The organism is Mycobacterium dioxanotrophicus, assembly GCF_002157835.1.
In the GTDB taxonomy this organism is placed as follows: Bacteria; Actinomycetota; Actinomycetes; order Mycobacteriales; family Mycobacteriaceae; genus Mycobacterium; species Mycobacterium dioxanotrophicus.
Genome location: NZ_CP020809.1, coordinates 3172561 through 3198379, shown reverse-complemented (window position 1 = coordinate 3198379; position 25819 = coordinate 3172561). Strand labels below are relative to the sequence as shown.

General features: G+C 68.0%; 26 protein-coding genes and 2 pseudogenes. 20 read left to right on the top strand and 8 right to left on the bottom strand.

Annotated elements, in window-relative coordinates; genetic code table 11:
• Positions 1 to 17 precede the first annotated feature (17 nt).
• Positions 18 to 929, bottom strand: a complete 912-nt coding sequence (locus tag BTO20_RS15425) for an SDR family NAD(P)-dependent oxidoreductase (protein WP_232491151.1) — start codon at positions 927 to 929, stop codon at positions 18 to 20.
• On the bottom strand, positions 926 to 1534 hold the full coding sequence (locus tag BTO20_RS15420) for a TetR/AcrR family transcriptional regulator (protein WP_087077201.1): 609 nt from the start codon (positions 1532 to 1534) through the stop codon (positions 926 to 928). Before BTO20_RS15420 ends, BTO20_RS15425 begins: the two co-directional genes overlap by 4 nt.
• A 125-nt stretch (positions 1535 to 1659) precedes the next feature.
• On the opposite strand from BTO20_RS15420, the gene lysA reads away from it, so the two are divergent.
• The 7 genes and pseudogenes from lysA to BTO20_RS15385 form a co-directional block, all read left to right on the top strand.
• Entirely contained in the window at positions 1660 to 2943 is a 1284-nt protein-coding gene (gene lysA / locus BTO20_RS15415) for a diaminopimelate decarboxylase (protein ID WP_232491150.1), read from the top strand.
• 33 nt (positions 2944 to 2976) lie between these two features.
• A complete protein-coding gene (gene malQ / locus BTO20_RS15410; RefSeq protein WP_087082129.1) occupies positions 2977 to 5106 on the top strand; it encodes a 4-alpha-glucanotransferase in 2130 nt (709 codons plus the stop codon).
• Positions 5107 to 5187: 81 nt separating this feature from the next.
• Positions 5188 to 5613 carry a hypothetical protein gene (locus BTO20_RS15405; RefSeq protein ID WP_232491149.1) on the top strand — a complete coding sequence of 142 codons (426 nt, stop codon included), beginning with the start codon at positions 5188 to 5190 and terminating at the stop codon, positions 5611 to 5613.
• Positions 5614 to 5719: 106 nt separating this feature from the next.
• Entirely contained in the window at positions 5720 to 6619 is a 900-nt protein-coding gene (locus BTO20_RS15400; RefSeq protein WP_087077197.1) for a metal-dependent hydrolase, read from the top strand.
• Between the two features lie 21 nt (positions 6620 to 6640).
• Positions 6641 to 7747: a PDR/VanB family oxidoreductase gene (locus tag BTO20_RS15395; RefSeq protein ID WP_198344521.1), complete on the top strand. Its 1107-nt coding sequence runs from the start codon at positions 6641 to 6643 to the stop codon at positions 7745 to 7747.
• 24 nt (positions 7748 to 7771) lie between these two features.
• Positions 7772 to 9145 carry a serine/threonine-protein kinase gene (locus BTO20_RS15390; RefSeq protein WP_087077195.1) on the top strand — a complete coding sequence of 458 codons (1374 nt, stop codon included), beginning with the start codon at positions 7772 to 7774 and terminating at the stop codon, positions 9143 to 9145.
• Positions 9142 to 9486, top strand: a pseudogene (locus BTO20_RS15385) (nuclear transport factor 2 family protein); the annotation flags it as partial. The gene BTO20_RS15390 and the pseudogene BTO20_RS15385, both read left to right, overlap by 4 nt.
• A 70-nt stretch (positions 9487 to 9556) precedes the next feature.
• Here the strand turns inward: BTO20_RS15385 and BTO20_RS15380 are convergent.
• Positions 9557 to 10066, bottom strand: coding sequence for an NUDIX domain-containing protein (locus BTO20_RS15380; protein ID WP_198344399.1), 510 nt, complete (start codon positions 10064 to 10066; stop codon positions 9557 to 9559).
• 59 nt (positions 10067 to 10125) lie between these two features.
• On the opposite strand from BTO20_RS15380, the gene BTO20_RS15375 reads away from it, so the two are divergent.
• The 3 genes from BTO20_RS15375 to BTO20_RS15365 all read left to right on the top strand — a co-directional run bounded on the left by BTO20_RS15375 (position 10126) and on the right by BTO20_RS15365 (position 12390).
• Complete coding sequence (locus tag BTO20_RS15375; protein ID WP_087077193.1) at positions 10126 to 10932, top strand: hypothetical protein; 807 nt, start codon at positions 10126 to 10128, stop codon at positions 10930 to 10932.
• A 274-nt stretch (positions 10933 to 11206) separates the two neighbouring features.
• Complete coding sequence (locus BTO20_RS15370) at positions 11207 to 11506, top strand: hypothetical protein (RefSeq protein WP_087077191.1); 300 nt, start codon at positions 11207 to 11209, stop codon at positions 11504 to 11506.
• 113 nt (positions 11507 to 11619) lie between these two features.
• Positions 11620 to 12390 carry an SGNH/GDSL hydrolase family protein gene (locus BTO20_RS15365; protein WP_087077189.1) on the top strand — a complete coding sequence of 257 codons (771 nt, stop codon included), beginning with the start codon at positions 11620 to 11622 and terminating at the stop codon, positions 12388 to 12390.
• A gap of 8 nt (positions 12391 to 12398) precedes the next feature.
• On the opposite strand, the gene BTO20_RS15360 is transcribed toward BTO20_RS15365, so the two are convergent.
• Both BTO20_RS15360 and BTO20_RS15355 read right to left on the bottom strand, forming a co-directional pair.
• Positions 12399 to 12962, bottom strand: a complete 564-nt coding sequence (locus BTO20_RS15360; RefSeq protein ID WP_087077187.1) for a hypothetical protein — start codon at positions 12960 to 12962, stop codon at positions 12399 to 12401.
• A 71-nt stretch (positions 12963 to 13033) separates the two neighbouring features.
• Positions 13034 to 13816 (bottom strand): nuclear transport factor 2 family protein, encoded by a 783-nt coding sequence (locus BTO20_RS15355; protein WP_087077185.1) that lies wholly within the window; start codon positions 13814 to 13816, stop codon positions 13034 to 13036.
• Positions 13817 to 13894: 78 nt separating this feature from the next.
• Between BTO20_RS15355 and BTO20_RS15350 the strand changes: the two genes are divergently transcribed.
• The 3 genes from BTO20_RS15350 (at position 13895) to BTO20_RS15340 (ending at position 16562) form a co-directional block, all read left to right on the top strand.
• Positions 13895 to 14266, top strand: coding sequence for a hypothetical protein (locus BTO20_RS15350; protein WP_087077183.1), 372 nt, complete (start codon positions 13895 to 13897; stop codon positions 14264 to 14266).
• A 99-nt stretch (positions 14267 to 14365) separates the two neighbouring features.
• Complete coding sequence (locus BTO20_RS15345) at positions 14366 to 14788, top strand: hypothetical protein (protein WP_087077181.1); 423 nt, start codon at positions 14366 to 14368, stop codon at positions 14786 to 14788.
• 109 nt (positions 14789 to 14897) lie between these two features.
• Entirely contained in the window at positions 14898 to 16562 is a 1665-nt protein-coding gene (locus BTO20_RS15340; RefSeq protein WP_087077179.1) for an acyl-CoA synthetase, read from the top strand.
• Here BTO20_RS15340 and BTO20_RS15335 read toward each other — a convergent pair.
• A complete protein-coding gene (locus BTO20_RS15335) occupies positions 16559 to 17017 on the bottom strand; it encodes an SRPBCC family protein (RefSeq protein WP_087077177.1) in 459 nt (152 codons plus the stop codon). The genes BTO20_RS15340 and BTO20_RS15335 overlap by 4 nt on opposite strands.
• A 204-nt stretch (positions 17018 to 17221) precedes the next feature.
• Between BTO20_RS15335 and BTO20_RS15330 the strand changes: the two genes are divergently transcribed.
• Positions 17222 to 18751 (top strand): AMP-binding protein, encoded by a 1530-nt coding sequence (locus BTO20_RS15330; RefSeq protein ID WP_232491148.1) that lies wholly within the window; start codon positions 17222 to 17224, stop codon positions 18749 to 18751.
• On the opposite strand, the gene BTO20_RS15325 is transcribed toward BTO20_RS15330, so the two are convergent.
• Positions 18720 to 19703 (bottom strand): esterase family protein, encoded by a 984-nt coding sequence (locus BTO20_RS15325; RefSeq protein ID WP_087082122.1) that lies wholly within the window; start codon positions 19701 to 19703, stop codon positions 18720 to 18722. The two genes, BTO20_RS15330 and BTO20_RS15325, sit on opposite strands and share 32 nt — an antisense overlap.
• 214 nt (positions 19704 to 19917) lie before the next feature.
• Here BTO20_RS15325 and BTO20_RS15320 point away from each other — a divergent pair, with 214 nt between their 5' ends.
• From BTO20_RS15320 to BTO20_RS15305, 4 genes are read left to right on the top strand one after another with little or no spacing between them, the layout of a single operon-like run.
• Positions 19918 to 20478 carry a hypothetical protein gene (locus tag BTO20_RS15320; protein WP_198344398.1) on the top strand — a complete coding sequence of 187 codons (561 nt, stop codon included), beginning with the start codon at positions 19918 to 19920 and terminating at the stop codon, positions 20476 to 20478.
• Complete coding sequence (locus BTO20_RS15315) at positions 20475 to 20879, top strand: nuclear transport factor 2 family protein (protein WP_087077175.1); 405 nt, start codon at positions 20475 to 20477, stop codon at positions 20877 to 20879. The genes BTO20_RS15320 and BTO20_RS15315 overlap by 4 nt, the downstream gene beginning before the upstream one ends.
• Positions 20876 to 22216, top strand: coding sequence for a Dyp-type peroxidase (locus BTO20_RS15310; protein ID WP_198344397.1), 1341 nt, complete (start codon positions 20876 to 20878; stop codon positions 22214 to 22216). The genes BTO20_RS15315 and BTO20_RS15310 overlap by 4 nt, the downstream gene beginning before the upstream one ends.
• On the top strand, positions 22213 to 23217 hold the full coding sequence (locus tag BTO20_RS15305) for a hypothetical protein (protein ID WP_087077173.1): 1005 nt from the start codon (positions 22213 to 22215) through the stop codon (positions 23215 to 23217). Before BTO20_RS15310 ends, BTO20_RS15305 begins: the two co-directional genes overlap by 4 nt.
• 6 nt (positions 23218 to 23223) lie before the next feature.
• Here BTO20_RS15305 and BTO20_RS15300 read toward each other — a convergent pair whose 3' ends face one another.
• Positions 23224 to 24312 (bottom strand): hypothetical protein, encoded by a 1089-nt coding sequence (locus tag BTO20_RS15300; protein WP_232491234.1) that lies wholly within the window; start codon positions 24310 to 24312, stop codon positions 23224 to 23226.
• Positions 24313 to 24633: 321 nt separating this feature from the next.
• Here BTO20_RS15300 and BTO20_RS15295 point away from each other — a divergent pair.
• Together BTO20_RS15295 and BTO20_RS15290 are read left to right on the top strand one after the other, a co-directional pair.
• Positions 24634 to 24943: pseudogene (locus BTO20_RS15295) on the top strand (SDR family oxidoreductase); the annotation flags it as partial.
• 237 nt (positions 24944 to 25180) lie between these two features.
• Positions 25181 to 25801 carry an antibiotic biosynthesis monooxygenase gene (locus BTO20_RS15290; RefSeq protein WP_087077169.1) on the top strand — a complete coding sequence of 207 codons (621 nt, stop codon included), beginning with the start codon at positions 25181 to 25183 and terminating at the stop codon, positions 25799 to 25801.
• Positions 25802 to 25819: the final 18 nt, after the last annotated feature.

Below are 25819 nucleotides of genomic sequence, written 5' to 3'. Positions count from 1 at the left end.
CGGCGACGATACCGCCGTCAACTGCAGGCAGACACCAGCTGGTCGCTGACGCGCCACAGGTCAGCGGCCAAGGACTCGTCGTAGGAATCGCGTGATGACCGGACCTGGCGGGTGCCGTCGAAGTAGGCGCCGGTGATGCCGTCGTACCGCGGATCGGCGACCAGCGCGGCGAGATGGGCGCCGGAGCGCCGCGTGCTGCGGACGCCGGGCAGCACCCGCAGGACCGGCAGCACGAAGCGCCACACCAGCCGTTGCGCAGGCGGATAGTCGCGCGCCAGGCCCGAGCCGGGCATCATGCCGGGGTCGAAGGCATTGACCGTGATGCCCGCGGCGCCGTGGCCCAGCCTGCGGTCCAACTCGTAGCTGAACAGCACGTTGCACAGTTTCGACGTCGTGTAGCGTCTGCGGCCCTCGTCCGTCGAGTTCCCGCCCTCCACCGGGCTGCTGAGTTCTTCCGCGGTGGTGTAGCGCGGCGCGGGCATGCCGGTGTACTTGTCCGGGTCGTGGGTGCCGCTGCTGACCACGACAATGCGTGCCGGGGCGACGATTTGGTCGAGCAGCCGCCGAACCAGCGCGAAATGACCGAGATGGTTGACGCCGAAGGTCATCTCGTAACCGTCGCGCGTGGTGCGCGAACCCGAGAGCAGCTGCACTCCGGCGTTGCACACCAGGGCCTGCACCGGCGGAACATCGAGTTGGCTGAGGGTGCAGGCGAATTCGTCGACGGAGTGCAGCGACGCGAGGTCGAGCGCGACGACGGCCGTCCGTCCCGGATGTCCGAGCGCCGCGGCGGCGTCCGCACCGCGACCGGGGTCACGCACCGCCAGCAGCACATGCCAGCCGGAATCGGAATCCAACAGCGCGCGGGCACATTCGAAGCCCAGGCCGGTGTTGGCCCCGGTGATGACGGCGGTCCTGGTGATCGTCACGGTTCCTCCAACAGAATCGGGATGAGCGCCGTGACGGCCTGCCACAGCCTGCGGTACATGACGGCGACGTCGGTGGTGTCGGGTTCGAGGTGTCTGGCGTAGAAGATGCCGTCGGACTGCGCGACGGCGAACGCGGTGAGTTCGGCCACTACCCGCTCGGCGCGGTCGGGCTCGAGGTCGGCGGGCAGTTGCTGCCGCACCGCCGCGCCGAAGCGGGCGATCGCGGTGCCCCGCGCCCGGCGGACCACCGCCGCCACCGCCGGATCATCGGTGCGTTCCATGGACAGCAGGTAGAACAGCCGCAGGAAGTCCGGATGCTGGTCCTGCAGGCCGGAGGTGACGGTCAGTTGTTCGTCGATGGTGCCGTCGCGTGGAATCGCGGCGAAGAAGCGGTCGACGCCCCGTTCCATGACCGCGGCGAGCACACCGTCCTTGGAGCCGAAGTGCCAGTAGATCGAGCTGGCCGGAAGCCCGGACGCCTTGCGGATGTCGCTGATCGCGGTCGCGGCATAGCCGCGCGTGGCCATCAGGCGCTCGGTGGCGTCGAGGATCTGTTCGCGCGAATTCGCGCCCTGCTGTTGCCTTCTCGTGGCCGGAGCGTCCATGCCCACCCTTCTGTAAGGATCGTTACAGACAGACTAGCCGAAGCGTCGCCCACGGCACCACCACGGATTTCGTCGCGTTTGGTCAACCTGCTCACGCGGCGGAGCACGAGTGGCACGCTGAGGCGGTGTCCACCGACCTGATCAGCCACACCGCGCAAGACCTGATCGGCCTGTTCCCGCCCGGAACCCGCCCCGACACCGACGGCACCCTGATGGTCGGCGGCTGCCGGCTCGACGACCTCGCCGAGCAGTACGGCACGCCGGCCATCGTGGTGGACGAGGAGGCGCTGCGCCGCCGAGCGCGCGACTACCTCAGGGCGTTCCGTAGCCGGTGGCCGCGCGCGGATGTGGCGTTCGCGTCGAAGTCGTTCCCGTGCACGGCAGTTCAACGGGTGATGGCCGAGGAGGGCCTGCACCTCGACGTCGCAGGCGGCGGCGAGATCGTCACCGCGGTCAAGGCCGGCGCCGACCCGGCCCGGCTCGTGCTGCACGGCAACGCCAAGACCGACGAAGAGTTGACGCTGGCCGTCCAGCACGGTGTCGGTCTGGTGGTGGTCGACAACTTCGACGACATCGACCGTCTCGAGCGCCTGGTGCCCGCCGGACACGTCCAGGGCTGTCTGGTGCGCGTGATCCCCGGCGTGCAGGCCGAGACCCATGCCTCGCAGGCCACCGGGCACGCCGGTTCGAAGTTCGGCCTGATGCCCGACGCGGCCCGCGAGGCCATCGCCCGGATCGAGGCCAGCCCCCGGCTGCGGATCGACGGCGTGCACACCCACGTCGGCTCCCAGTTGCTCAACGTCGAGCAACTGGCCGAGGCCGTCGAGCCCATCGCCAAACTCGGCACGTTCGAGGTCTACGACCTCGGCGGCGGGCTCGGCGTGCGCTACACCTACGACGAGCACGCACCCAACCTCGACGACTACGCCGAGGCGATGGTGACCCAGGCCCGCGCCCTGCTGCCGGAGGGCAGCCGGATCATCGTCGAGCCCGGCCGCAGCATGGTCGGCAGCAATGCCTGCACGGTGTACCGGGTCACCACGGTCAAGCGCGGTCCGGTGGTCACCCACGTCGCAGTCGACGGCGGGATGGGTGACAACCTCGACGTGTCGCTGACCGGGCAGCGGTTCGAGGCGACGATCGTCGACCGGGTCGGTGGCGGAGAGGTGGTCAGTCTCGTGGGCCGACACTGTGAGTCCGGCGATCAGCTCATCGACCGCGTCGAACTCCAGGACCCCAAGGTCGGTGATCTGGTGGCGGTCCCGGTCACGGGCGCCTACACCTACACGATGTCCAACCAGTACAACGGCGCCCGGCGGGTTCCCGTGGTGTTCACGCGCAACGGTGAAGCCCGGCTCGTCGTCCGCCGCGACACGTGGGACGACCTGCTGATCCGCGACGTCGACTGACGCGATCGAGGTTTGGGCACCAAGATTGGCAGCATGACGGGATTACCCCAGACCTTGGTCGAGCTGGCTCAGCGCTACGGCGTTGCCACCGAGTACGACGACTGGACCGGATACCGCACCACGGTGCCAGAAACGACCCTGGTGGCGGTGCTGGAAGCACTCGGCGTGGCGGCCGGCACCGAAGGCGACCGGGCGGCCGCGCTGACCGCTCACGAACACGACTACTGGCAGCGTTCGCTGCCACCCATCGTGATCGCCCGCGCGGGGCAGCCGACGGCGTTCTGGGTGCACGTCACCCACGGCGATCCGGTCGAGGTCACCCTGAGGCTCGAGGACGGCAGCGTGCGAGCCGGGCTGCGGCAGCTGGAGAACAACCGGCCGCCGTTCGACATCGGTGATCGCCTCGTCGGCGAGGCCACCTTCGAGCTGCCGGCAGAGCTGCCGCTCGGTTATCACCGGCTGATCGTGGCGGTCGGTGACTTCCACACCGAGACCCCGGTCGTGGTCTCGCCGGCAAGCCTGGCCCTGCCGGCCCGGCTCGGCGACCGGCGGGGCTGGGGGCTCTCGGTGCAGCTGTACAGCGTCGCGTCGCAAAACTCCTGGGGCGTCGGCGATCTCACCGATCTGACCGATCTCGCCGTGTGGTCGGCCGCGGCCCATGACGCCGACTTCATCCTGGTGAACCCGCTGCACGCAGCTGCCCCGATCGCGCCGATGGAACCGTCGCCGTATCTGCCGACCTCCCGGCGCTTCGTCAACCCGCTGTACCTGCGGGTCGAGGCCATCCCGGAGTACGCCACCGCGCGCCACCGCGGCCGCATCCGCAAACTGCGGACGACCGTCCACGAGCGGTCCCAGCGCCGCGAACTGATCGACCGGGACGACGCGTGGGCGGCCAAATCCGCCGCGCTCAAACAGGTGTACCGGGTGCCGCGCTCAGCCGGGCGAGAGCTGGCGTACGGCGCCTACCGGGCCCGGGAGGGCACCGCGCTCGATGATTTCGCGATCTGGTGCGCGCTGACCGAGATCCACGGCGGCGACTGGCACAACTGGCCGCTGGAGTTGCAGCATCCGCACAGTCCGGACGTCGCGGCGTTCGCGGCGGCCAATCCCGAGGCCGTCGATTTTCACCGCTGGCTGCAGTGGCAGCTCGATGACCAGCTGACTGCCGCACAAGCCACCGCGGTGCAGGCCGGGATGGCGTTGGGAATCCTGGGTGATCTGGCGGTCGGCGTCGATCCCGACGGCGCCGACGCGTGGGCGCTGCAGGACGTGCTGGCGCTCGGCGTGACCGCGGGTGCCCCACCCGACGAGTTCAACCAGCTGGGCCAGGACTGGTCGCAGCCGCCGTGGCGGCCGGACCGGCTCGCCGAGCAGGCCTACGAACCGTTCCGGGCTCTGGTCTCGATGGCCCTGCGACATGCGGGAGGGCTGCGCATCGACCACATCATCGGCATGTTCCGGCTGTGGTGGATTCCCAAGGGCGCGGCCCCCACCGAGGGCACCTACGTGCGCTATCACCACGACGCGATGATCGGCATCATCGCGCTGGAGGCACACCGCGCCGGGGCGGTCATCGTCGGCGAGGATCTCGGTACCGTCGAGCCGTGGGTCCGCGACCATCTGCGCGACCGCGGTCTGTTCGGCACCTCCATCCTGTGGTTCGAGGCCGACCACAACGGCGCGCCGCTGCCCGCCGAGCGCTGGCGCGAATACTGCCTGTCCTCGGTCACCACGCACGATCTGCCGCCGACGGCGGGGTATCTGGCCGGCGAGCATGTGCGGCTGCGCCAAGAACTGGGCCTGCTCACCCGGCCCGTGGAGGTGGAGCTGGCCGAGGACCGGGCCGCGCAGGACGCTTGGTTGGCGGAGCTGCGTCGCGTCGGCCTGCTCGGGCCCGACGCCGACCCGGAGGAGATCGTTACGGCGCTGTACCGCTATCTGGGGCGGACCCCGTCGAAGTTGCTGACGTTGTCCCTGGCCGATGCGGTCGGTGAGGTGCGGACCCAGAACCAGCCGGGCACCACCGACGAGTATCCGAACTGGCGGGTGCCGCTGGGCGGTCCCGAAGGGCAGCGCCTCCTGGTGGAAAATGTGTTCGACGACGCCCGGGCGAACGCCTTGTGCGACGCGATGGCAACACTGGTGAGACCGGCTATGTAACGCGCGGCGGCTGTGCAACGGTTTCACAATCGTCACAGCTGCGATATGTTCGCAGCTCACCCGGACGTTCGGAGACTTGACGTGAAGAAGCAGCTTGTAGTGCTCGGCGGTGGTGTAGTCGCTGCCGGCTCGATCGCCCTGTTCGGCGCGGGCATCGCGACCTCGCAGCCCAATGCGTCGGCGATCAATGTCGTCGGTGAGCCGTACATGAAGGCGCTGCAGATTCTCAAGAGCCAGGGCGTCAAGGCGTACTTCGGCGGTTCGTTCGGGAGTGCGCTGCCACAGGCCCAGTGCCTCGTCGATTCCCAGAAGGTCACCTCGCAGGGCCGCATGCTGTTGATGCTCGATTGCAGCCAGGCCGCCCTCGAGCAGGAGCAGCAGACCCAGAGTTCGGGTGGGGCCCCGGGTGCTCCGCACGTGGGCTCCAACGGCGTGACGACGGTGACGCCGACGCCGGTCGTTCCGGTGCCGGGTGCACCGGGCGCGGGCACCCCCGCACCGGGCTAAAGCGGGCTGATGCGGCACGCCGGGCCCTCGCGTCCGAGAGCCCGGTACCGGCGTTCCCACCTAATTTCGTAGACTGCACGGGTCCCCAGTTACGAGGAGGCCCGCGATGCTGCGTCCGCACCGATTCGCCACCGAGATCGATCCTGGTCCCGTTCAGATCCAGGCCCGCAAAGTGCACTTCGATCTCTCCGGCATCCCCCTGCATTGGATTCCGGAGCACCCGGTCGCCTCGACCATGGTGAACCTGTTCAACGTGGTGCTGCCGATGGCCGAGCACTGGTTCGTCGCGACGTTCAACGAAGCCCTGCCGTATGTGCGTGATCCCAAGTTGGCCGACGACATGCGCGGATTCATCGGCCAGGAGGCGACGCACGCCGAGACCCACGACCAGGTGCTCACCGACTTCCTGACCGCCCACGGTGTGGACTACCAGCCGGTGCTGACCATGGTGGACCACGTGTTCACCAACCTGCTGGCGCCGATGTCGTCGACCGACCCGCGCCGCAGGCTCAACGATCTGTGCGACCGGTTGTGGCTGATCGCTGCCATCGAGCACTACACCGCGGTACTCGGCGATTTCGTGCTGAACTGCACGTGGGAGGACTACGACGCCGATCCGACCATGACCGACCTGTTCCGCTGGCACGGCAGCGAGGAGGTCGAGCACCGCAGTGTGGCCCACGATGTGGCGGTCTATTTCCAGGACAGCTACTTCAGCCGGGTCCGGGCCATGTCGATCGCCGCGACCGCGGTGTATCTGTTCTTCCAGCGGGGCTGCTGGGACCTGGTCCGGCGGGACCCGACGCTGAACCTGGGTTGGTGGCAGATGCAGAAGCTGCGCATGAAGGACTCCAAGCTGGGCTTGCTGCCCAAGTTCTCCCGCATGTTCGGGTCCAATACGTTGGCGTACTGCCGGCCGGGCTTCTCCCCGGAGGAGATGGGGTCGACCGCCCAGGCCGTCGCCTACCTGGCCAGTTCACCCGCGGCGCGGGCCGCGCACCTGTAGAGGACCGCCGCCATGCCGCTGATGTCACCGTTGATCGAGCGCTATCGCCGGCTCCCGCCGAGTGCGTCCGGACGATTCCGCCACGATCCGATGCTGGGCCTGGCCGATGTCGCCATCTCCACCATGTGGGGCCTGACGCGGTACATCCGGCGCGCCGCGCTTCCACCGGAGCTGGACCGCACCATCGAACTGACGGTGGTCGACCGCGCGGTTGTCGCCCACGACCAGGACGTCATCGCCCTGACCCTGGCCGCCGCCGACGGCACCGCCCTGCCGCCGTGGCATCCGGGCGCCCACATCGACGTGCTGCTGGCCAGCGGCCGGCTGCGCCAGTACTCGCTGTGCGGGGATCCGTCCGCCGACACTTACCGCATCGCGGTGCGGCGCATTCCCGACGGCGGCGGCGGTTCCGTCGAGGTGCACGACAGCCTGCAGGTCGGGGCCCGGCTCGCCACTCACGGCCCGCGCAACGCGTTCCCGCTGACGGTTCCGGGCTACGGCTCCCCCACCCAGCGCTTCCGGTTCATCGCCGGCGGCATCGGCATTACCCCGATCCTGCCGATGCTGGATCTGGCGCAGCGTCTCGGCGTCGACTGGTCGATGATCTACGCCGGCCGCAACCGCGAGAGCCTGCCGTTCCTCGGCGAGCTGACGCGGTTCGGCGATCGGATCACGATCCGCACCGATGACGTCAACGGTCTTCCGACGCCGACCGAGCTGCTGGGCGACTGTCCCGACGGCACCACGGTGTACGCCTGTGGGCCGGCGCCGATGCTGACCTTTGTGCGCGCCGCGCTGGCCGGACGCGATGACGTCGAGCTGCATTTCGAGCGGTTCTCCGCGCCACCGGTGGTCGACGGCGCCGAGTTCTCGGTGTCGATCGCCTCGTCCGGCGCCGACCTGACGGTGGCCGCCGACGAGACGCTGCTGGCCGCCCTGCGACGTACCGGGGTTACCGCGCCGTATTCCTGTCAGCAGGGATTCTGTGGCACCTGCCGGGTCCGGGTGCTCGACGGCACGGTGCAGCATCGCGACACCCTGCTGACGGATCCGGAACGGGCCGCGGGTTACCTGTTGACCTGCGTGTCCCGGGCCGACGAGGGTGAGCGTCTGACGCTGGATCTGTAGCCGGACGACGGTACTATTCCGCGCATGCCGCTGGCCCCTGGTGCGACTTTCGCGGGATATACGATCGTCCGACCGCTGGGGTCCGGCGGGATGGGTGAGGTGTATCTCGCGCAGCATCCGCGGCTGCCCCGCCGGGATGCGCTGAAGGTGTTGCCGACGGCGGTCTCGGCCGACGGTGAGTACCGCGAACGATTCAACCGGGAAGCCGACATCGCCGCGTCGCTGTGGCACCCGCACATCGTGGCGATCCACGACCGCGGTGAGAGCCAGGGGCAGCTCTGGATTTCGATGGACTACGTCGACGGAACCGACGCCGCCAAGGCGCTGCGGGAGCGGTATCCGGGCGGTATGCCCAAAGATCAGGTGTGCGAGATCATCTCGGCCGTGGCCGAGGCGCTCGACTACGCCCATCAGCGCGATCTGCTGCACCGCGACGTCAAGCCGGCCAACATCCTACTCGCCCAACCGGATTCCGAAGATCAGCGAATCTTGTTGGCGGACTTCGGCATCGCCCGCTACGCCAGTCAGGCCAGCGGGCTCACGGCCACCAACATGACCGTGGGCACCGTGGCCTACGCCACCCCTGAGCAGCTGCTGGGGAAAGATCTGGATGGACGCGCCGATCAATATGCCTTGGCGGCCACGGCTTTTCACCTTCTCACCGGCAAGCCGCCGTTCGAGAACTCGAATCCCGCCGTGGTGATCAGTCAGCATCTGTCGTCGTCACCCCCGGCGCTGGCCGCCAGTCACCCCCATCTCGCGCCGCTCGATCCCGTGCTGGCCAAGGCCATGGCCAAAGATCCGAAGGACCGGTTCGAGCGCTGCGTGGACTTCGCCCGAGCCCTGCGTCATCAACTCGACACCGGTGATGCCGACGGCACCCGGCTCGCGCCCGTCGCCACCGTGCCGCACCGGCGCCTGCTACGCCCCGCGGTGCTCGTTCCCGCGGTGCTCGCGGTGTTGTTGATCGCAGCGATTGTCGTTGCGGCAGTGGAGGTCCGGCGCGCGGACGAGCGTCCGACGGCGAAGACCACGACGCCGACCACCACTACCGCCGCACCACCTCCGGCGCTGCCACCACCACCGGCACCCACCGACACGATGACGGTCACGACGACAGCGCCGGCCGCGGTCGTGGTCGGCGCCAACTGCGAGCCCAAGGGCGCGACCGGTACCACCGCCGACGGCACCACGGCGTACTGCTCGACGCTGCTGAGCAGCGGCGCCACGATCTGGTCGCTAACCCCGGACGACATTGCGAGCCCGACGGTGACTGTCGACCCCACCGAGACGCAACTGCCGACCACCGACGAGTCTCCGGTGCGGGTCTGCATGCAGCAGACCGGCAAGTCGCGGCTGGAATGCTGGATGTCGATTCGCCGAGGTAACGGTCGATGAGTCTCGCCGTCGCCGACCGGCTGGCCCTGGCCGACCTGGTGCACCTGTACGCCGCCGCGGTGGACGACCGGCGGTTCCGCGACGTGGCCGAATTGTTCACCGAGACAGCGGAATTACGCCTTCCCGATCCGCCCCGCGAGCTGCAGCCGGTACGCCACTGGCACGGCCGCGACGGCGTGTTGTCGGCCCTGTCGTCGTTGACCGAGGTGGCCCGCACCCAGCACGACATCGTCGGCGAGGTGTACGCCGCCGGGCCGGAAGCCGATTACGCGCTGGGCCGGATCACGGCGGTGGCCCATCACTGGTCCTTCGGCCCGGAGCACCCGACCGATCTGGTGTGGTATCTGCGCTACGACGACGAGTATCTGCGCACCCCGGTTGGCTGGCGTATCCACGGCCGGGCGTTGACCATCAACGCTGTCGAGACTCGGCCGTTGCGTCGCCTTCGTGGCACCCCGCCAAGTCCGGGGCGGCCATCAACTGATCCAGCAGCGGGCGCTGGCCGGCCAACAGCTTCTCCCGGGCAGCGGCAACCGGAAACCATGCGGCCCGGTCGACCTCGGGAAACTCCCTGAGCTTTCCGGAACCCCTCGGCCATTCCATGGTGAAGGTGTTGCTGTGAGCCACCGTCGCGTCGAAGTCTCCGCGCACCGCGAACACCGTGACCACCTTGCCGCCCGCCTGCCGCACCGCGACCAGGTCGACCCGGGGCCCGTCGGGGGCCGGTGTGCCCAGTTCCTCGGTGAACTCCCGTCGGGCGACCGCCCACGGATCCTCGCCGTCGGTGTATTCACCCTTGGGCACCGACCATGCCCCGTCGTCCTTACGCGCCCAGAAGGGCCCGCCGGGATGGACGATGAGGACTTCCACAGCGCCGCCGGTGACGCGGTACAGCAGCAGTCCGGCGCTCAGTCTCGGCATTGGCTGCAGCCTACGGGCCCGCGCGGCGGCGATGCGACGCGATGACGGATGCTGGGGATATGACACGTTCCGGGTCGGCCCGGCGGTGGGATCCGCTGCGGCCATTGGACCTGCTGACGTCACTGTGGTCGGTGGCCGCCGTGACGCCGGTCACCGGAAGCGCGTCCGCGGCCTACCGGACGCTGTTCCTGACAGCGCGCCGCCTGGTGGTGGGACGCCGGGTCGGCGTGCGGCTCGACGATCGCGAGCTCACCCTGACCGTGACGGAGTTCGACTCCCGGTTGGACCTCCGCGCGCTGTCCGCAGGTCAGATCGGCAATGTCCACCTGGCTGCCCGTGACATCCGTTGGGGAGATGCCACTTTCGAGCGGGCCACCGCGGTGCTGCGCAACGTGCACGTCTCCGCGTCCCCGCAGCCCGAGTTGGTGGCGGCTCCGGTCGAGTTGACGGTGGAGGTGCCCGCTCCCGTGCTCGACGATCTGTTCGCCTGGGCGGCTCCGCGGTACCGCGCCCAGGTGGGACCCGACGGCGTCGCCCGGATCCGGCTGAACCGCAGGCCCGGCCTGGGTCACCTGGAGATCGACACGCGGCTCGACGGCTCGACACTGTGGCTCACGCCCGGCGCAGTGACTTTCGGCCGTCGACGTTGGGCGTTGCCTGCGCGGGTTCCGTCGTATCCCGTGCAGTTGCCCGAGCTGCCGCATGGTCTCGAGCTCACGGGCATCGGTTTCGCACCGCATCTGCTCTGCCTGCAAGGCACGCTGCCGCAATGGCGGATGCCCGTCGCCCGCACGCGGCCCGAGGACATTCTCGGCCAGCTCGGCGCCATGGGTGTCACGCTGAATCCCACGCGCCTGTTGCGCTGAGCGTTGCCCTCATCACTTTGCTGGAGAAGTGTGGTGCCGGTCACGCGCGACGCCTCGGACCGCCGTCTCAAACCGCCTGGTCGGTGATGCAGCCGACACCGTTGTCGATGCGTGGGACAAGATTTCGTCTCAGTTGGAATTAAACGGCTGAACTGCCGGTTTAAGCCGATGTAACACATTCGGTTACTAGTGATGCGTTGCGCCGAGAGCGCGGCCGGCACGGGGGCCGTCGCCCGCTCGACGGATAACTGAAGAATGAAAGAAGGCACAGAAGATGAAGAAATTTGCATTTGCTAGCGCACTTGTCGGCGCAACCGCAGCAGCGGCCATCGGGCTCGCCGGAGCGGCCCAGGCCGCGCCGAGTGGACCCGGGAACGCCCAGCAGACGATCTCTGAGCTGCAAGCACAGGGATACAACGTGATCGTCAACCGCACCGGCTCGGCGCCGTTGGACCAGGCCACCGTCGTCGCCGTGCGACCGGGCCAGACGTTCTCGCAGACCGATCACCGCAACCCGGGCGGCGATCTGCAGACCACGGTCACCGGCAAGACGGTTTACGTGGACGTGAAGTAACACCGAACAGCACGAAACATCAAGAAGGGGCGCCCGTTTCGGGCGCCCCTTCGTCGTATGCGACGGCGTGCCCGTGAGTTGCCACAGGTCATGGCGGCGCTAGAGTCGCCAGAGTGCGAGGCTTCACCCGTTTTGTCGCACTCGGCGACAGTCAGACCGAAGGCCTGTGGGACGGCGACGACGACTCCGGCCTGCTGGGATTTGCCGACCGCCTGGCGGTCCACATCGACGGGCTCTACCCGGGCCTGGAGTACGCGAACCTCGCGGTGCGCGGCCATCGCATCGGCGACGTGCTCACCGGTCAACTCCCGCAGGCGTTGTCGATGCGTCCCGACCTGGTCACGGTATGCATCGGGATGAACGACGTGACGCGACCCGGGCGCGCCTTCCACCGTGCGCTGGACGATCTGGACCGGATCTACGCGCGGCTGGCCGACTCCGGTGCCACGGTGGTCACCACGACGTTTCCCGACATCACCCAGATCCTGCCGGTGGGTCGCCTGCTGGGAAAGCGGGTCGTCCACATCAACGCCGCGATCGCCTGCGCTGCCGAGCGTTACGGGTTCCGGCTGGTCGATCTCTACTCGGCGCCTTCGATGCGCGAGCCGCAGACGTGGAGCCCCGACCGGGTCCACGGCTCGGCGCTGGGCCACGAACTGTTCGCGGCCGCGGCGGCCGAGGCGCTGGATTTGCCCGGCAGCAACCATGATTGGGCCCACGCGAGCGGTCCGATACTTCCCCAGTCACTGCGGGCCAGGGTTTATTCGCAGGCGCTGTGGACTCAGAACATGCTGATGCCCTGGATCTGGCGGCATCTGCGGGGCCGTTCCGCCGGGAATGGACGCGGCCCGCGTCGTCCGACGCTGATGAGTCTGAGCGCGTAGGTAGGCGCTCAGACGCCTTTCCACGCGGACTGGATTTCGGTGCCGATGTCGATGACCTTCGCCTTCTCCGATCCGGGACTGTCGATCTCGCCCGCCACGTGGGCGGAGATGAACCGTTTGATCTCGGCGTCCACCCCGGCCATGATGCGCAAGACCTCGGCGCGCAGCGATTTCGAGGTGACGTGGATGGAGATGTCCGACGGGCGGGGCTTCTTGACGTCGAGGATCAGCAGCAACGGTTCGGCGGCCAACGCGGTGGCGCGCAGGGCGATCTCCCCGAACACCATGAACTGGGGGCGGTCGATCCGAAGGTCGATCACCATGTCGATCTCCAGCGGGATCCGGATGGAGAAGGTGATGGTCTCGCCGACATTGCGGGTCACCCGCGGCTTCTGGATCTTGACGCGCGCGGAGACTTTGGCGATCTTGCCGGGTCCCTGGCCGATCGGGCCCATCTCGAATTCGTCGCCTGCGATCGCTCCGATCGCGTCACCGACGCGGTCCTCGGAGACGGCAATCTCGAAGAATCTGCGACCGAATTCCTCGTAGGTGATGTAGTCGTGGTCAGCCATGGTCCTGATACGGTCTCACGTCCGCCTGCCGCTGCGGTACAACCGGGCCGAAACAGGTGTGCCGTTTCGGCTCACGCAGCGAAGTATCGCAACCGGCTGACCGTGAGCGGTTTCGGTGTCAGATCCGCGATCAGCACCGCTCGGCCCCGCTCGCTGCGCAGGCCCGCCGCCAGGCTGTAACCCGACGCGACGAGCTTGTCCCACTGTGCGCCCGCACACAGCTCGATCAGCTGCGATACCGCGAGCGGGCCGGATTCCCCGGCGTGCACAGTGGTGTCGCGGGCCAGCCTGCGGCGAACGGCGACCTCGTTGCCCGCACACAGTTCGTCGAGCAGCCCGGTGATCAGCCGCTTGCCCGGCCTGCCCGCACCACGGAAGCCTTCGGCAAACCCCATCGCGCCGGTCGGGCCTTGATTGCGCAGCAGGGCCCGGGACAGCTGCAGGCCGGCCGGCAGCGCCGCGAGACCGGCGCGCAGGAACTGGGCCACCATCCTGGGCAGCTCCCAGTACGCCTGCAGTTCGGCGATCCGCAGCTCCGGCGTGACGACGTACCGCAGGTAGGCCGGGATGCGCATGGTCACCGCCCCCATGGCCACCTGCAATTCGAGGTCGCGGATCACCGTGGCGTCGGCGACGATGTCGACGACAGGGTGAAAGGTGATCTGCCGCGGCCCGATGAACGTGTCGTAGAACCGTGCGATCTGGCCCGCCCCGCGGTGCGGCCGAGAGCCGACAGGATCTTCGACATGTCCGCCGTCAGCGAACAACCCGACCCAGCCCTCACGGTCGCGCGCGCCCGCCGCCTGCAGAGATCGGCGGGCGGCGGCGAGTCGATCAGCGGGTGTGAAAGCCATATGGTTCGTTTACCATCCTGGCGTTCACCGGATGCGCGCACACTGGTGTTTGACGCCCGGTTGGCTGAGGAGGACGTGATGAGCGGCAACGGACCATTCGGATTCGATCCTGAGGATTTCGACCGCGCCGCGCGTGAGGCATTGGACGGCATCGGCAAGCTTCTCGGGAGCGGCAGGCCGGGCTGGAGCGGGCTGGTCGATGAACTCGGCCGGTTCGCGCGGCCCCGGACCGAGCCGGAGACGACCGGCGAGGCCGGTGACGGGGTGTGGGCGATCTACACCGTGGACAGCGACGGCGGCGCGCACATCGAACAGGTGTTTCCCACTGAGCTCGACGCGCTGCGCGCCAACAAGACCAACACCGATCCGACCCGGCGGGTCCGTTTCCTGCCGTACGGCATCGCGGTCAGCGTGCTCGACACCGACACCGACACCGACACCGAGGACTGACTCGCAGCAAAAGGTGACCGGGCCGCCGCGCCACCGACTAGGCTGCTGCCCCAGGGCCGACGAGCCCGGCCCGTGGGCCGGTGAACCTGAGGGTGGGACATGATTCGCGAACTTTTGGTCACCGCGGCAGCCGCCGCGGCCGCTGTGGCAGCCGCACCGGGGGCCGCGGCCGACAACACCAACATGTATTTCGATCAGCCGGGCCACTACGCCACCGATGTACCCGGGATGAGCTACGACGCGTCCAACGGGGCGCCGTGCTTCAGCTGGGAAACCAACGTCTTCGGCCGGGGCCCTGGCGGCGAGGCCATGCAGTGCCGGTGGATCCCCAATCAGTGGCCGCCGGTCGACACGGGCTTCTGGACCTACGCCTACCCGCTGCAGGGGGTGCAGCAGATCGGTTCGCCGTGCCCGGGCCCGCAGACTGCGGCGCAATCACCCGACGGCCGACCCCTCTTGTGCCTCGGCGCGCAGGGTTGGCAGCCGGGCGTGCTGACGGGAGACGGCTTCTTCCCGCAGTGATCGTGGCAGGGGATCCTGTCCCGCGTGCGTGACCCGGGCCACTCGGCCATACAGTGATGTGATCGATGTATGGTCGTGAGGCCTTTCAGTCCGCGCACACAGGAGTGCCATGAGCGGTGACGTGTTGTTCAACCTGTCGACAGTCTTTTCCTCGGTGGCCCGTGCCATTCCCGACCAGACCTTTCTGGTGTGGCGGGACCGCCGGCTGAGCTATGCCGACTTCGATGCGCGCGTCGACGGCTTCGCGCGCTACCTGGTCTCGGCCGGCCTGGGGGTGCACACCGAGCGCGAGGCTCTCGCGGGTCACGAGTCCGGCCAGGATCACCTCGGGATCTACCTGCGCAATGGCAACGAGTATCTCGAGTCGATGGTCGGTAGCTACCGGGCCCGGGTGGCCCCGTTCAACGTCAGCTACCGCTACGTCGAGGAGGAGCTGCTCTACCTGCTGACCGACTCGAACGCGGCGGCGCTGATCTACAACGCCGAGTTCGCTCCGCGCGTCGCGGCGATCCGCGACCGGCTGCCGAACCTGCGGGTACTCATCCAGGTGGCCGACGACTCCGGTAACGCCCTGCTGCCGGGCGCCGTCGATTACGAGATGGCACTCACCACACCCGTACCCGATGCCGGCATGCCCGAGCCCTCGGGCGACGACCTGTACATCCTCTACACCGGCGGCACCACAGGCATGCCCAAGGGTGTGCTGTGGCGCCAGCACGACATCTTCCTGTCCTCCATGGGTGGCCGGCCGTTCGGCAGTGACACCTGCATCGCGTCGTACGAAGAACTCGCCGAGCGCGCCCGGACCGCGGCCGGCGGGATGTCGCTGCTGATGATCCCGCCGTTCATGCACGGGGCCGCGCAATGGGCGGCCTACAACACCGTCACCATGGGCGGACGGCTCGTGATCCCCGACGACGTCGTGCGGATGCGTCCCGACGCCGTGCTGCGGCTCGCCGAACGTGAGCGCGTGCTGGGCATTCCAGTGGTGGGCGACGCCATCGCGCGGCCGTTGGTGGACGAGATCGAGTCCGGCGACTACGACCTCTCCGGCCTGATGACGATCACCAACGGAGGCGCGCCGCTGTCACCGACGGTCCGGGAACGCATCCTGACCGCACTGCCGCACCTCATGCTGCTCGACGCGGTGGGTGCGTCGGAGTCCGGCGCACAGATGAGCACCTATGCGACTGCCGGCGCGGATACCGAGGTGGCGACGTTCAATCCGCAGTCCGACACCGCGGTGATCGCCGAGGATCTGTCCCGGGTGCTCGACCCCGGCGAGGGCGGCGGCTGGCTGGCCCGGCGCGACCTGATCCCGCTGGGCTATCTGGGCGATGCCGAGAAAACCGCACGCACGTTCCCGACCGTCGCGGGCGTGCGCTGGTCGGTACCCGGTGACCGGGCAAATATCTTGCCCGACGGGCGGATTCAGCTGCTAGGCCGTGATTCGGTCACCATCAACTCGGGCGGCGAGAAGATCTTCGCCGAAGAAGTCGAACGGGCCGTCGCGGCGCACCCCGCCGTCTACGACGTGGTGGTGGTCGGTCGTCCGTCCGAACGCTGGGGCAACGAGGTGGTGGCCGTCGTCCAGTTCACCGAGGGCGCCACGGCCACCGACGACGAACTGGCCGCCGTCTGCGAGCGGTCGATCGCGCGGTACAAGATTCCCAAGGCGTTCGTCCGGTCGGCGCAGATAGTCCGCTCCCCCGCCGGCAAGGCCGATTACCGCTGGGCCAAATCAGTTGCAACAGAGAGCAATTCGGTCACCTAGCGCGTCTCGAACTTCCGCGCGACCGCGGCCAGCATCGCGATGTGCGCCTTGACGGCCTGCCCGACCGTGAACCCCAGCAGCGGCGCCGGCGCCCGGATCGTCAACTGCTCCGCGACGCGCGTCCCGTCCTCGATCGGGTCGAAGGTCACCCGGCTGTTCAGCCGCACGCCTGGGAATTGACGTGCTTCGGCCGTCACCGCGCCGGTCGTCGCAACGGTGATCCGAGCGGCGTAGACGACCGGTAACGTCAACGGCCCCAGTGGAATCCGATCACGAACCCGGTAGTCCGCCTGGTGCCCCGCGGCCACCTCACGGCGTGCGGTGCACTTCACCGACACCACCAGCGGGTGCGTCTGCGGCAGGTTCGACAGGTCGACGTAGAAGTCGCGCACCTGCCCGGGCGGCGCAGCCACATCCTGCACGAGGGTGCGCACCGCTCGGCCGCTGCACCGCATGTCAACGCGCCTCGTCGCGCAGCCGGGCGTAGACCGGATATGGGTCGGCCACGATGCCGATGTCATACGGGTCGTAGTACGGTCCGTCACCGGCCAGGCCAGAGTCCACCATCGGGTACCCTCGATTGTTGCGCGATCGCTCAGTTTCTAAGCTGTGAGCATGTCTAGCAGCCGCCCCCGCGGACGGTCAAGGGTCGCAACGGCATGGTGACGGTACTGCACGAGCTGATCTCGCGGGCGTCCACGCCGGACCGGCCCGCGTTGATCGGCGACGACGGAACCCCGACCACGTATGCCGAGTTCGATCGTCAAATCCGTTGTGTCGCAGCCTGGGTCACCGCCCGGACGGTCCCGGGCGACCGCGTTGCGGTCGTCGCCGACAACAGCACCGGTTATGCGGTGCTGTATTACGGGGTGCCGCGCAGCGGGCGGGTACTCACGTTGATCAACCAGCGACTTGCCCCGGCAGAGCAGGCCGCTCAACTCGCCGTCACCCGGCCCACCGTGCTGTTCGGCGACCCCCGGTATCTGTCGGCGCTGCCCGCCACGACCGCCGAGCACATCGTCGCGTTCGACTCGGCGGGCTGGCAGGCGGCCGTCAGCGGCGATCCTCACTTCATCGACGTGGCACAACCCGAAGACCCGGCCTGGTTGCTGTTCACCAGCGGTTCCACCGGAGTGCCCAAAGGCGTTGTCCACAGCCACCGTTCGCTCTTGGCCGCAGTCAGGGGCACGGTCGAGGGCCGGTCGGTCGAATCCTGCGGGGTCTATCTGCTGCCCTTCCCCATGTGCCACATCGCCGGCTACAACATGCTCGTGCACCACTCGACAGGGTCGACGGTGGTGCTCACCGCCCAGTTCCGTCCGGAGGCGTTCGCCGACATGGTCATCAGGCACGAGGTGCGCTCGTGTTCACTGGCTCCGACCATGCTGCATGCGCTGCTGGGTTATCTCGAGCGCTCGGGCCGATCGCTGCCGACACTGCGCTCGGTGGCCTACGGGTCGGCCGCCATGCCGCTGGATCTGCTGCGCCGGGCCATCGACACTCTCGGCGTCGACCTCCATCAGGGCTATGGCATGACCGAAACCGGCGGCAACGTCACGTTTCTCGGGCCCGCGGCGCACCGCGCCGGCGCTGCGGGCGATGCCACGATCCTCACCAGCGCCGGCTACCCGCACAGCTCGGTCGAGGTGGCCATCGTCGACGCTGCCGGAGCGCGGTTGCCGGCGTCAGAGGTCGGCGAGATCGTGATCCGCGGCGCTCAGGTCGCGCCCGGGTACTGGCCGGACGGTATCGGCGCCACCGGCGGCTGGCTGGCGACGGGCGACGTCGGACGGATGGGTCGCGACGGCAGGCTGTACGTGGTCGACCGGCTCAAGGACATCATCGTCACCGGCGGGGAGAACGTGTCCTCGCGCGAGGTGGAGGACGTGCTGTCGCTGCATCCCGACGTGGACATGGTGGCCGTGGTCGGGGTGCCCGACGACTATTGGGGCGAGGCGGTCTGCGCGGTCGTGGTCCCGGTGGCCGGCCGGCACCCGACCGCGGATGATCTCATCGCTCATGTCCGTTCCGCCGTCGCCGGATTCAAGCGGCCTCGTGAGGTGCTGTTCGTCACGGAGCTGCCGCTGACCGGCAACGGCAAGGTCGCCAAGGCCCAGGTGCGTACCTACGCGCGGTCGGCCCTGGGACGCGACGACGTCAACGCTGCGACGCCGCCCCCAACGTGGTGAGCAGATCGGGTTTCATCCGCTGCAGTTCCTGCCCCCAGTAGCCCCAGCTGTGGATGCCGTCGGGAAAGTTGAACACGCCGTTGTGCCCACCGGCGGCGATATAGGCGTCGGTGAATGCGTGGTTGGAGTCGATCGCGAAACCTTCCAGGAAGCCCAGCCCGCCGATGGGGACGTCCGGGCTGGCCAGCGACGGGTCGCGCGCAGTGCCGTTGCCGCAGTAGATCCAGATTCGGGTGTTGTTCGCGACCAGCCGCCCGACGTTGACCGTGGGGTCGTTACGGGCCCAGGCGGGATCACCGGGTGGCCCCCACATGGCGTCCGGATCAAATCCGCCGTTCCACATCATCGCGATACGCACCTTGGCGGGCCAGTCCGCCGCCGACAGGTTCAAAAAGCCTGACAGGGAGCCGGCGTAGATGAACTGCTGGGGGTGATAGGCGGCCAGCACCAGGGCCGACGAGCCGCCCATGGACAGACCGACCACGGCGTTGCCCGACGATGCGACTTTGCGGTTGGCGCTCAGCCATGTGGGTAGCTCGTCGGTGAGGAAGGTCTCCCACTTGTAGGTGTAGGTGCCGCCGTTGCCCACGGCAGGGGCATACCAGTCGCTGTAGAAACTCGACTTGCCGCCGACCGGCATCACCACCGATATCCCGGTGCCCTGGTACCAGTCGAACGCCGCGGTGTTGATGTCCCAGCCGTTGCGGTCATCACCGGCCTCCATGCTGTCGAGGAGGTACAGCGCGTGCGAACCCGGTCCACCATCGAGAAACTGGACCCGTACGTCGCGGGCCATCGCCGCGGACGGCACAACCAGGATTTCGCTCGGGGCGTTCGAATATGCGTGCGCCGGCGGGACACTGACGGTACCAGCGAGGCCCGGCGCGGCGAGCGATAGCAGGGTCGCCAGAATCGCGACCGCCCATCGCCGTATGGCTGCAACGATGGTCATCAGCGCCCCATCCCGCCGCGCGCGTGCGCTCACATGGACGACGCGGCCAACCCCTCGAACGGCCCCGACAGCTTGACAATACGCGATGTCCAACAGTTTTCGACGAGTTTTGCAGAATGCCGACATTCGTTAATTTGACGGTCGCGATAATCGATGGCACGGACACTGCTGAGTGTTAGTGTTCCGCCACCATCGTGACGGCAGGAGAGCGAATATGACCGGCAAAGAACAAGACTGGAGCAGGCCGGCCGCGATGGCCATCCCCAAGGAGGGGTACTTCGAGCTGGAGCGCGGCCGCTACGGGCCGCTCTACCCGAAAACACCTGCCTGCTACGGGTTTTCCATCATCGCCAAGGTCAAGGAGGGACGCGAGGAGGCGGTCCGCGCCTACGGCAAACAGATCGAGGACGCCGTGGCGGGCAGCCCGGATGTCTTGGCGCCGTTGCGGCTGCACTACTTGCGATGGCAATTATTCGATGTGGGCTCAGGATTGCATTTCCAATACCAGGGCATCTTCGACACCGACTTCGACAAATACACCGAGGATGCCGTCGCCCTGTTCAGCGCCACTGGCATCACGACCGTCTTCACCAACTTGGAGGGCTTCCCCGAGGATTGGAAGGAGAACCCGGCGGCGTTCGTGAAATTCGTTCGGGAGCATCAGGTCCCGAGCTTCCTCGAGTACGGCGAGTACCCGTACGTCAGCGCCGACGAGATCAAAAAGGCACTCCGGCTCAAGGCGGCGTTCTCCGACATGCTCGACCAGATGCAATGAGCGGCACGCCACTTGGCGCCGTCAAGGCGTATCTGGACGCATTCAATGCCGAGGACCCCGTGGCGATGGCGGCGGCGTTCGTGCCCGACGGTTCGATCCTCGACGGGATGGCACCCCATGTGTGGCACGGCGCCACTGCTGTCACCGACTGGTACCGCGATGTGATGGCCGAAAGCGCGCACCTGGGCGCGTCGGGCTACCACGTCACCCTCGGCGACCCGGTGCACAACGACACGACGAGGGACGCCGCCTATGTGGTGGTGCCCGCGACGATGACCTTCGATCTGAACGGCACCCGCGTCACGCAGACCGGTGCGACGTTCACGGTGGCGCTGCGCCGCGGCGCCGACGGGTGGCGGGTCGCGGCGTGGGCGTGGGCGAAAGGCCAGCGCACACTGTGACCGACGGATCACCCTTGGAGCTCGACGATATTCAGCACATCCTGCTGACCCGCACCCCTGCGATCACCGGCCGCTATGAGTTCCTCACCTTCGACACCCCCGCCGGCGGCCGGGCGTGGCTCTCGGAGTTGCTGGACAAAGTCCAGTCGGCAGCCGATGTCCGGGCCACCATGGACTCGTCGGATCGCTGGGTCACCCTCGCGTTCACCTGGACGGGGCTGCGGGCGCTCGGGGTGCCCGAGGACGCGCTGGCCAGCTTCCCCGACGCCTTCCGTGAGGGGATGGCCGCTCGGGCCGGCATTCTCGGTGACACCGGCGCCAACGCGCCCGAGCATTGGGTCGGTGGCCTGGCCGGTGAGGATCTGCATGCCATCGCGATCCTGTTCTCCCGCACCGACGAACAGTGCCGGCGGTCCATCGAGGAACATGACAAGCTGCTGGCACGCACCGAGGGCGTACGCAGCCTGTCGCATCTCGACCTCAACGCCACGCCGCCGTTCAACTACGCGCACGACCATTTCGGCTTCCGCGATCGGCTCTCCCAACCGGTGATGAAGGGCTCCGGCGAGGAACCGACCCCAGGATCCGGGGACCCGCTGGAACCCGGAGAGTTCATCCTGGGCTACCCGGACGAGGACGGCCCCGTCACCCTGCTCCCGCAACCACCCGAACTGTCGCGCAACGGCAGCTACATGGCCTACCGGCGACTGGAGGAGTATGTCACGGTGTTCCGGGAGTATCTGCGGGAGCATTCCGACAGCCCGGAGGGTGCGGATCTGCTGGCGGCGAAGTTCATGGGCCGCTGGCGCAGCGGTGCCCCGCTGGTGCTGGCCCCCGTCCACGATGACCCCGAGTTGGGGGCAGATCCCATGCGCAACAACGACTTCGGCTACAAGGAGATGGACCCGTTCGGCTACGCCTGCCCATTGGGCTCACACGCCCGTAGGCTCAATCCGCGTGACACCGCGCACAACATGAACCGTCGCCGGATGATCCGCCGCGGCGCGACCTACGGGCCCGAACTACCCGATGGCGCACCCGACGACGGTGTCGACCGGGGCATCGCGGCGTTCATCATCTGCGCAAATCTGGTGCGCCAGTTCGAGTTCGCCCAGAATGTCTGGATCAACGACAAGGCGTTCCACGAACTCGGCAACGAGCACGACCCTATCTGCGGCACCCAGGACGGAACGCTCGACTTCACCGCGCCCAAGCGGCCGATTCGCAAGGTGTACAAGGGACTTCCCGCGTTCACCAGGTTGCGCGGTGGCGCGTACTTCTTCCTGCCCGGGCTGCGGGCGCTGCACTACCTCGCTTCACTTCAGGAGTCGTCATGACCGCCGCACGCACGTACAACCAGCTTCATCTACCCCGCGTGCACAACGGGCGCCGGCGCATCAGCATCTACTGGACGTGGAGCTACCCGTGGGAAGCTCAGCGGGATCCGGCAGAGATGTACAACCGGTTCTCCACCATGACCGAGGTCCGCAACGTGTTGTGGCCGGCCTACGAGACCCCGGAGTACGACGCGGCGCATTTCCTGCAGGGCATCGCTGGCACGCTGGAACTCTTCCACCGGTCCACGCTGGCGTTCCAGGAGCTGGCCGGGTCGGTCACCGGGCACCCGGTGGCGGTCTTCCAGCGCATCGATCAAGCCGGCTACCACCTGCCGATCGATGAGGGCATCCTCGACGACTGCGACACCTTGATGGTGTTCGGACTCGACCACCTGCTCTCCGAACAGGAAGCCGCCCCCGAGGAGATCGAGGCCATCAGGCAGTGGCTGCGCCGCGAAGGCACCTGCCTGCTGTTGGCGCCGCACCACGATGTCGGGTTCACCGAGGACTTCGAGCAACGCCAGATGGAGCACCTGCATCACGGCGATCCCCTGGTGCCCCGCCAACAACGCTTCGGTCAGTACACCCGGTCCTTGATGACGGCACTCGGGGTTCCGGTGCACAACAATTGGGGTCTGCGGCCTGCCGTCGTGGCGGGTACCACCGAGATCGCCCCGCTGACGGGCAACCATGACCTCGACTCCCCCGGATTGCTGGCCAACGTCACCACGTTCAACTTCCATCCCCACCTACCGCATTACGAGCTCACCGCTCCCGAAAGCGACGAGCTGCGGGTGCTGGGGCGTCAACTCGTGGACCCCACCCGACCGCATCCGTTCACCGCGGCCGGCAACACCGAGTTCAATGCGTTGATCTGGATGCCACCGGCCGCCGACCGCGCGGGCGACATCGTGCTGGTCGACTCGACAAACTTCACGACGCTGTTCGGCGGTACCGACAGCCTGAAGAACCTCTGGAACAACCTCGCGACGATGCGCTAACAGCCGTTACGGCAGGCTGGCGAAGATGTCGAACGGGTTCACCGGAGGAGCCGGTGCCGGCTGTGCCGGTGCCGGTTGCGCGGGCGCCGGCGCCTGCGCGGTGGGCACCTGACTTGCCGCCGCGGGTGAAGCCTGCGGGACAGTCGGGGTCGGCGTAGCCGGGGCGGCCGTGGTGGTCGGTGCGGCCTGCGCGGGAGCCATCGGCGCCACGGCGTCGGCCGGGCCAGGGGCGATCGGCCCCGGCAGGTTCTGCGGCAGGTGGGCGGCGGCCGCCGGCGGGGTGGTTTCGACAGCGAGCGGGGCGGCGGGCACCGCCGGGGTCGGAGTAGGCGGCGCCGACGGTACGGCGTTGGCGGCCACGGCCGGGTGAGCGGCCGGAGTCACCGGCTTGGCGGGAGCGGGCTCCTCGACAGGCGGTGTCCAGGTGGTGACCGGCGTTTCGGCCTCGGGACGGCCCGCGCGTGCGGCCACCTTTCTGGCGGGCTGTACGTCCTGGGCGTGCACGGCGATCGTGGGCGGGGTCAGGCGCGGAACCGCGGCGGTGACGATTTCCGGGGATCCGGCCGCGGTCAGGGCGGCCGCGTCGGCGGCGGGCTCGGTATCGCCCACCATGAACAGTGCGCCCGCGGCGACCACGCCGATCACCACTGCCGCTGCGCTGGCACCGCCGACCCACACCCACTTGGCGGTGCGGCGACGTGTCGGAGGCTCCTCAACCGTCGTCACCTGTGCCGGCACGGCATCGGTCACGACGGCACGGGCGGCGCCGTGAGCGCCGGACACCTCGTCATCGGCGATGAGGTCTGCCGGGACGACGCGGACATCGTCGAACCCCGCGGATGTCAGCGCCGTGATCAGCTTGGCAGCCTCGGCGGCGGTGTCGTCGTCGCAGGTCAGGCCGACCGAGCGCACGTCGTGGCCGCTGGAGGCCGCGATCGCTTGGGCGCCGCGGGCTGCGGCGATACCGCGTTCGGCCAGCTCATCGCCAGCGTCGACGGCGAACGCATCGTCATCGAGGACGGCATCATCGGCCCCGTCGTCACCGGCGAGCAGGGCCCAGCTGACGTCCGTGGACGTCAGTGCCAGTCCGAGCACCGTCTTCAACCGCTGACTCCAATTCCTTCGTCGCCCCGACGCTCTGCCGCCGCGCAGGAGCATATTTTGCTTCGTCGCGGACGGCATCTCGTCGAAAACGCCCAAATTGCCGATACGTGGCATCTATCGGCGCCACCGAATCAGGCGTTACCTGCACTGTTGACGATTCTTCGCCTGGCTGCCGGTGGACACCTGTTCACCCATCGATCACGGAGAATTCATCCGCGGCACGATACGGACGTTGCGGCCGCGGACGCGGGTACACGATCGCAACGACCCAGCGTTCGTCTTCGCCTGAACAGGAGAGCATCATCGGCACATATACGGCTCAATGCGCTGGCGCCCTGGGGCCGTCATGACACCTCTGCTCGAGGGCCAGCTCGCCGAGCGCCGCGAAGGTGTGGCCGTGCGGGCCTTCCCGCTGCCGGTCGGCGGCTTCGGTGATGCCGGCCAGCTCGCCGAGTGGATCTGCTTCATGTTGTCGGACTCTGCCGATTTCCTCTGCGGCAGTGTGGTTTTCGTCGACGGCGGCTCGGATGCCTTCTTCCGCCCCGACGACTGGCCGCGCGCGGTGCCGCTGCGCAGGCTGCCGCAGTACCTGTGGCGGTTCAAGCGCGGTGTGCGGCGCTGAGGCGATCGGGCCCGCACCACCTGGCACCGTCGTCCATCGACCTCATCGGCTCGCCGGACCTGCTGACACATTCCTTGCCGGTTCCCCGTTTTATTCAGGCGCACAGCGGGTTTCATCGAACTCGAAACAAAATCAGACTGGCTTCCGCCACCCATTGCCATGCCTTGCCGGGGGTAGGACGATTGACTGGTCCGGCGGCGCCGTCGAGACGCTGCCCCACATCGACGGAGGCAGATGATGTACGCACGAAGCAGCACAATCCAGGCACAACCCTCCAACCTTGACGTCGGCATTGCCCACGTGCGCGACAGTGTGATGCCCGCACTCAGGCGCATTGAGGGATGCATCGGCTTGTCCTTGTTGGTCGACCGGACATCCTGCCGCTGCATCGCCACCAGCTCCTGGGAATCCGAGGACGCGATGCACGCGAGCGAGGAGACCATCCGGCACATCCGTGACCGAGCTGCCGAACTCTTCGGTGGCAGCTCGCATGTCGCGGAATGGGAGATCGCCGCGATGCACCGCGAGCATCGCGCAGGTGAGGGTGCCTGCGCCCGAGTCACCTGGGTCAAGTCCAGCCCGGCCCAGCTCGACCGAGGCATCGATTTCTACAAGATGACTATTCTGCCCGCCCTCGAGGAACTGGAGGGCTTCTCCAGTGCCAGCCTGCTCGTCGACCGAACGTCCGGTCGTGGCGTGGCCGCCGCGACTTTCGACAACGCCGAAGCGCTCGAGCAGAACAAGCCGGCGTTAGCCAGGATAAGAGCCATGGGCAGCGAGCAAGCAGGCGCAGAGATCCTCGATCAGCGCGACTTCGAGCTGACGCTCGCCCACCTGCGGGTGCCCGAACTGGTCTGACCGCAGGGCAACTTCGCC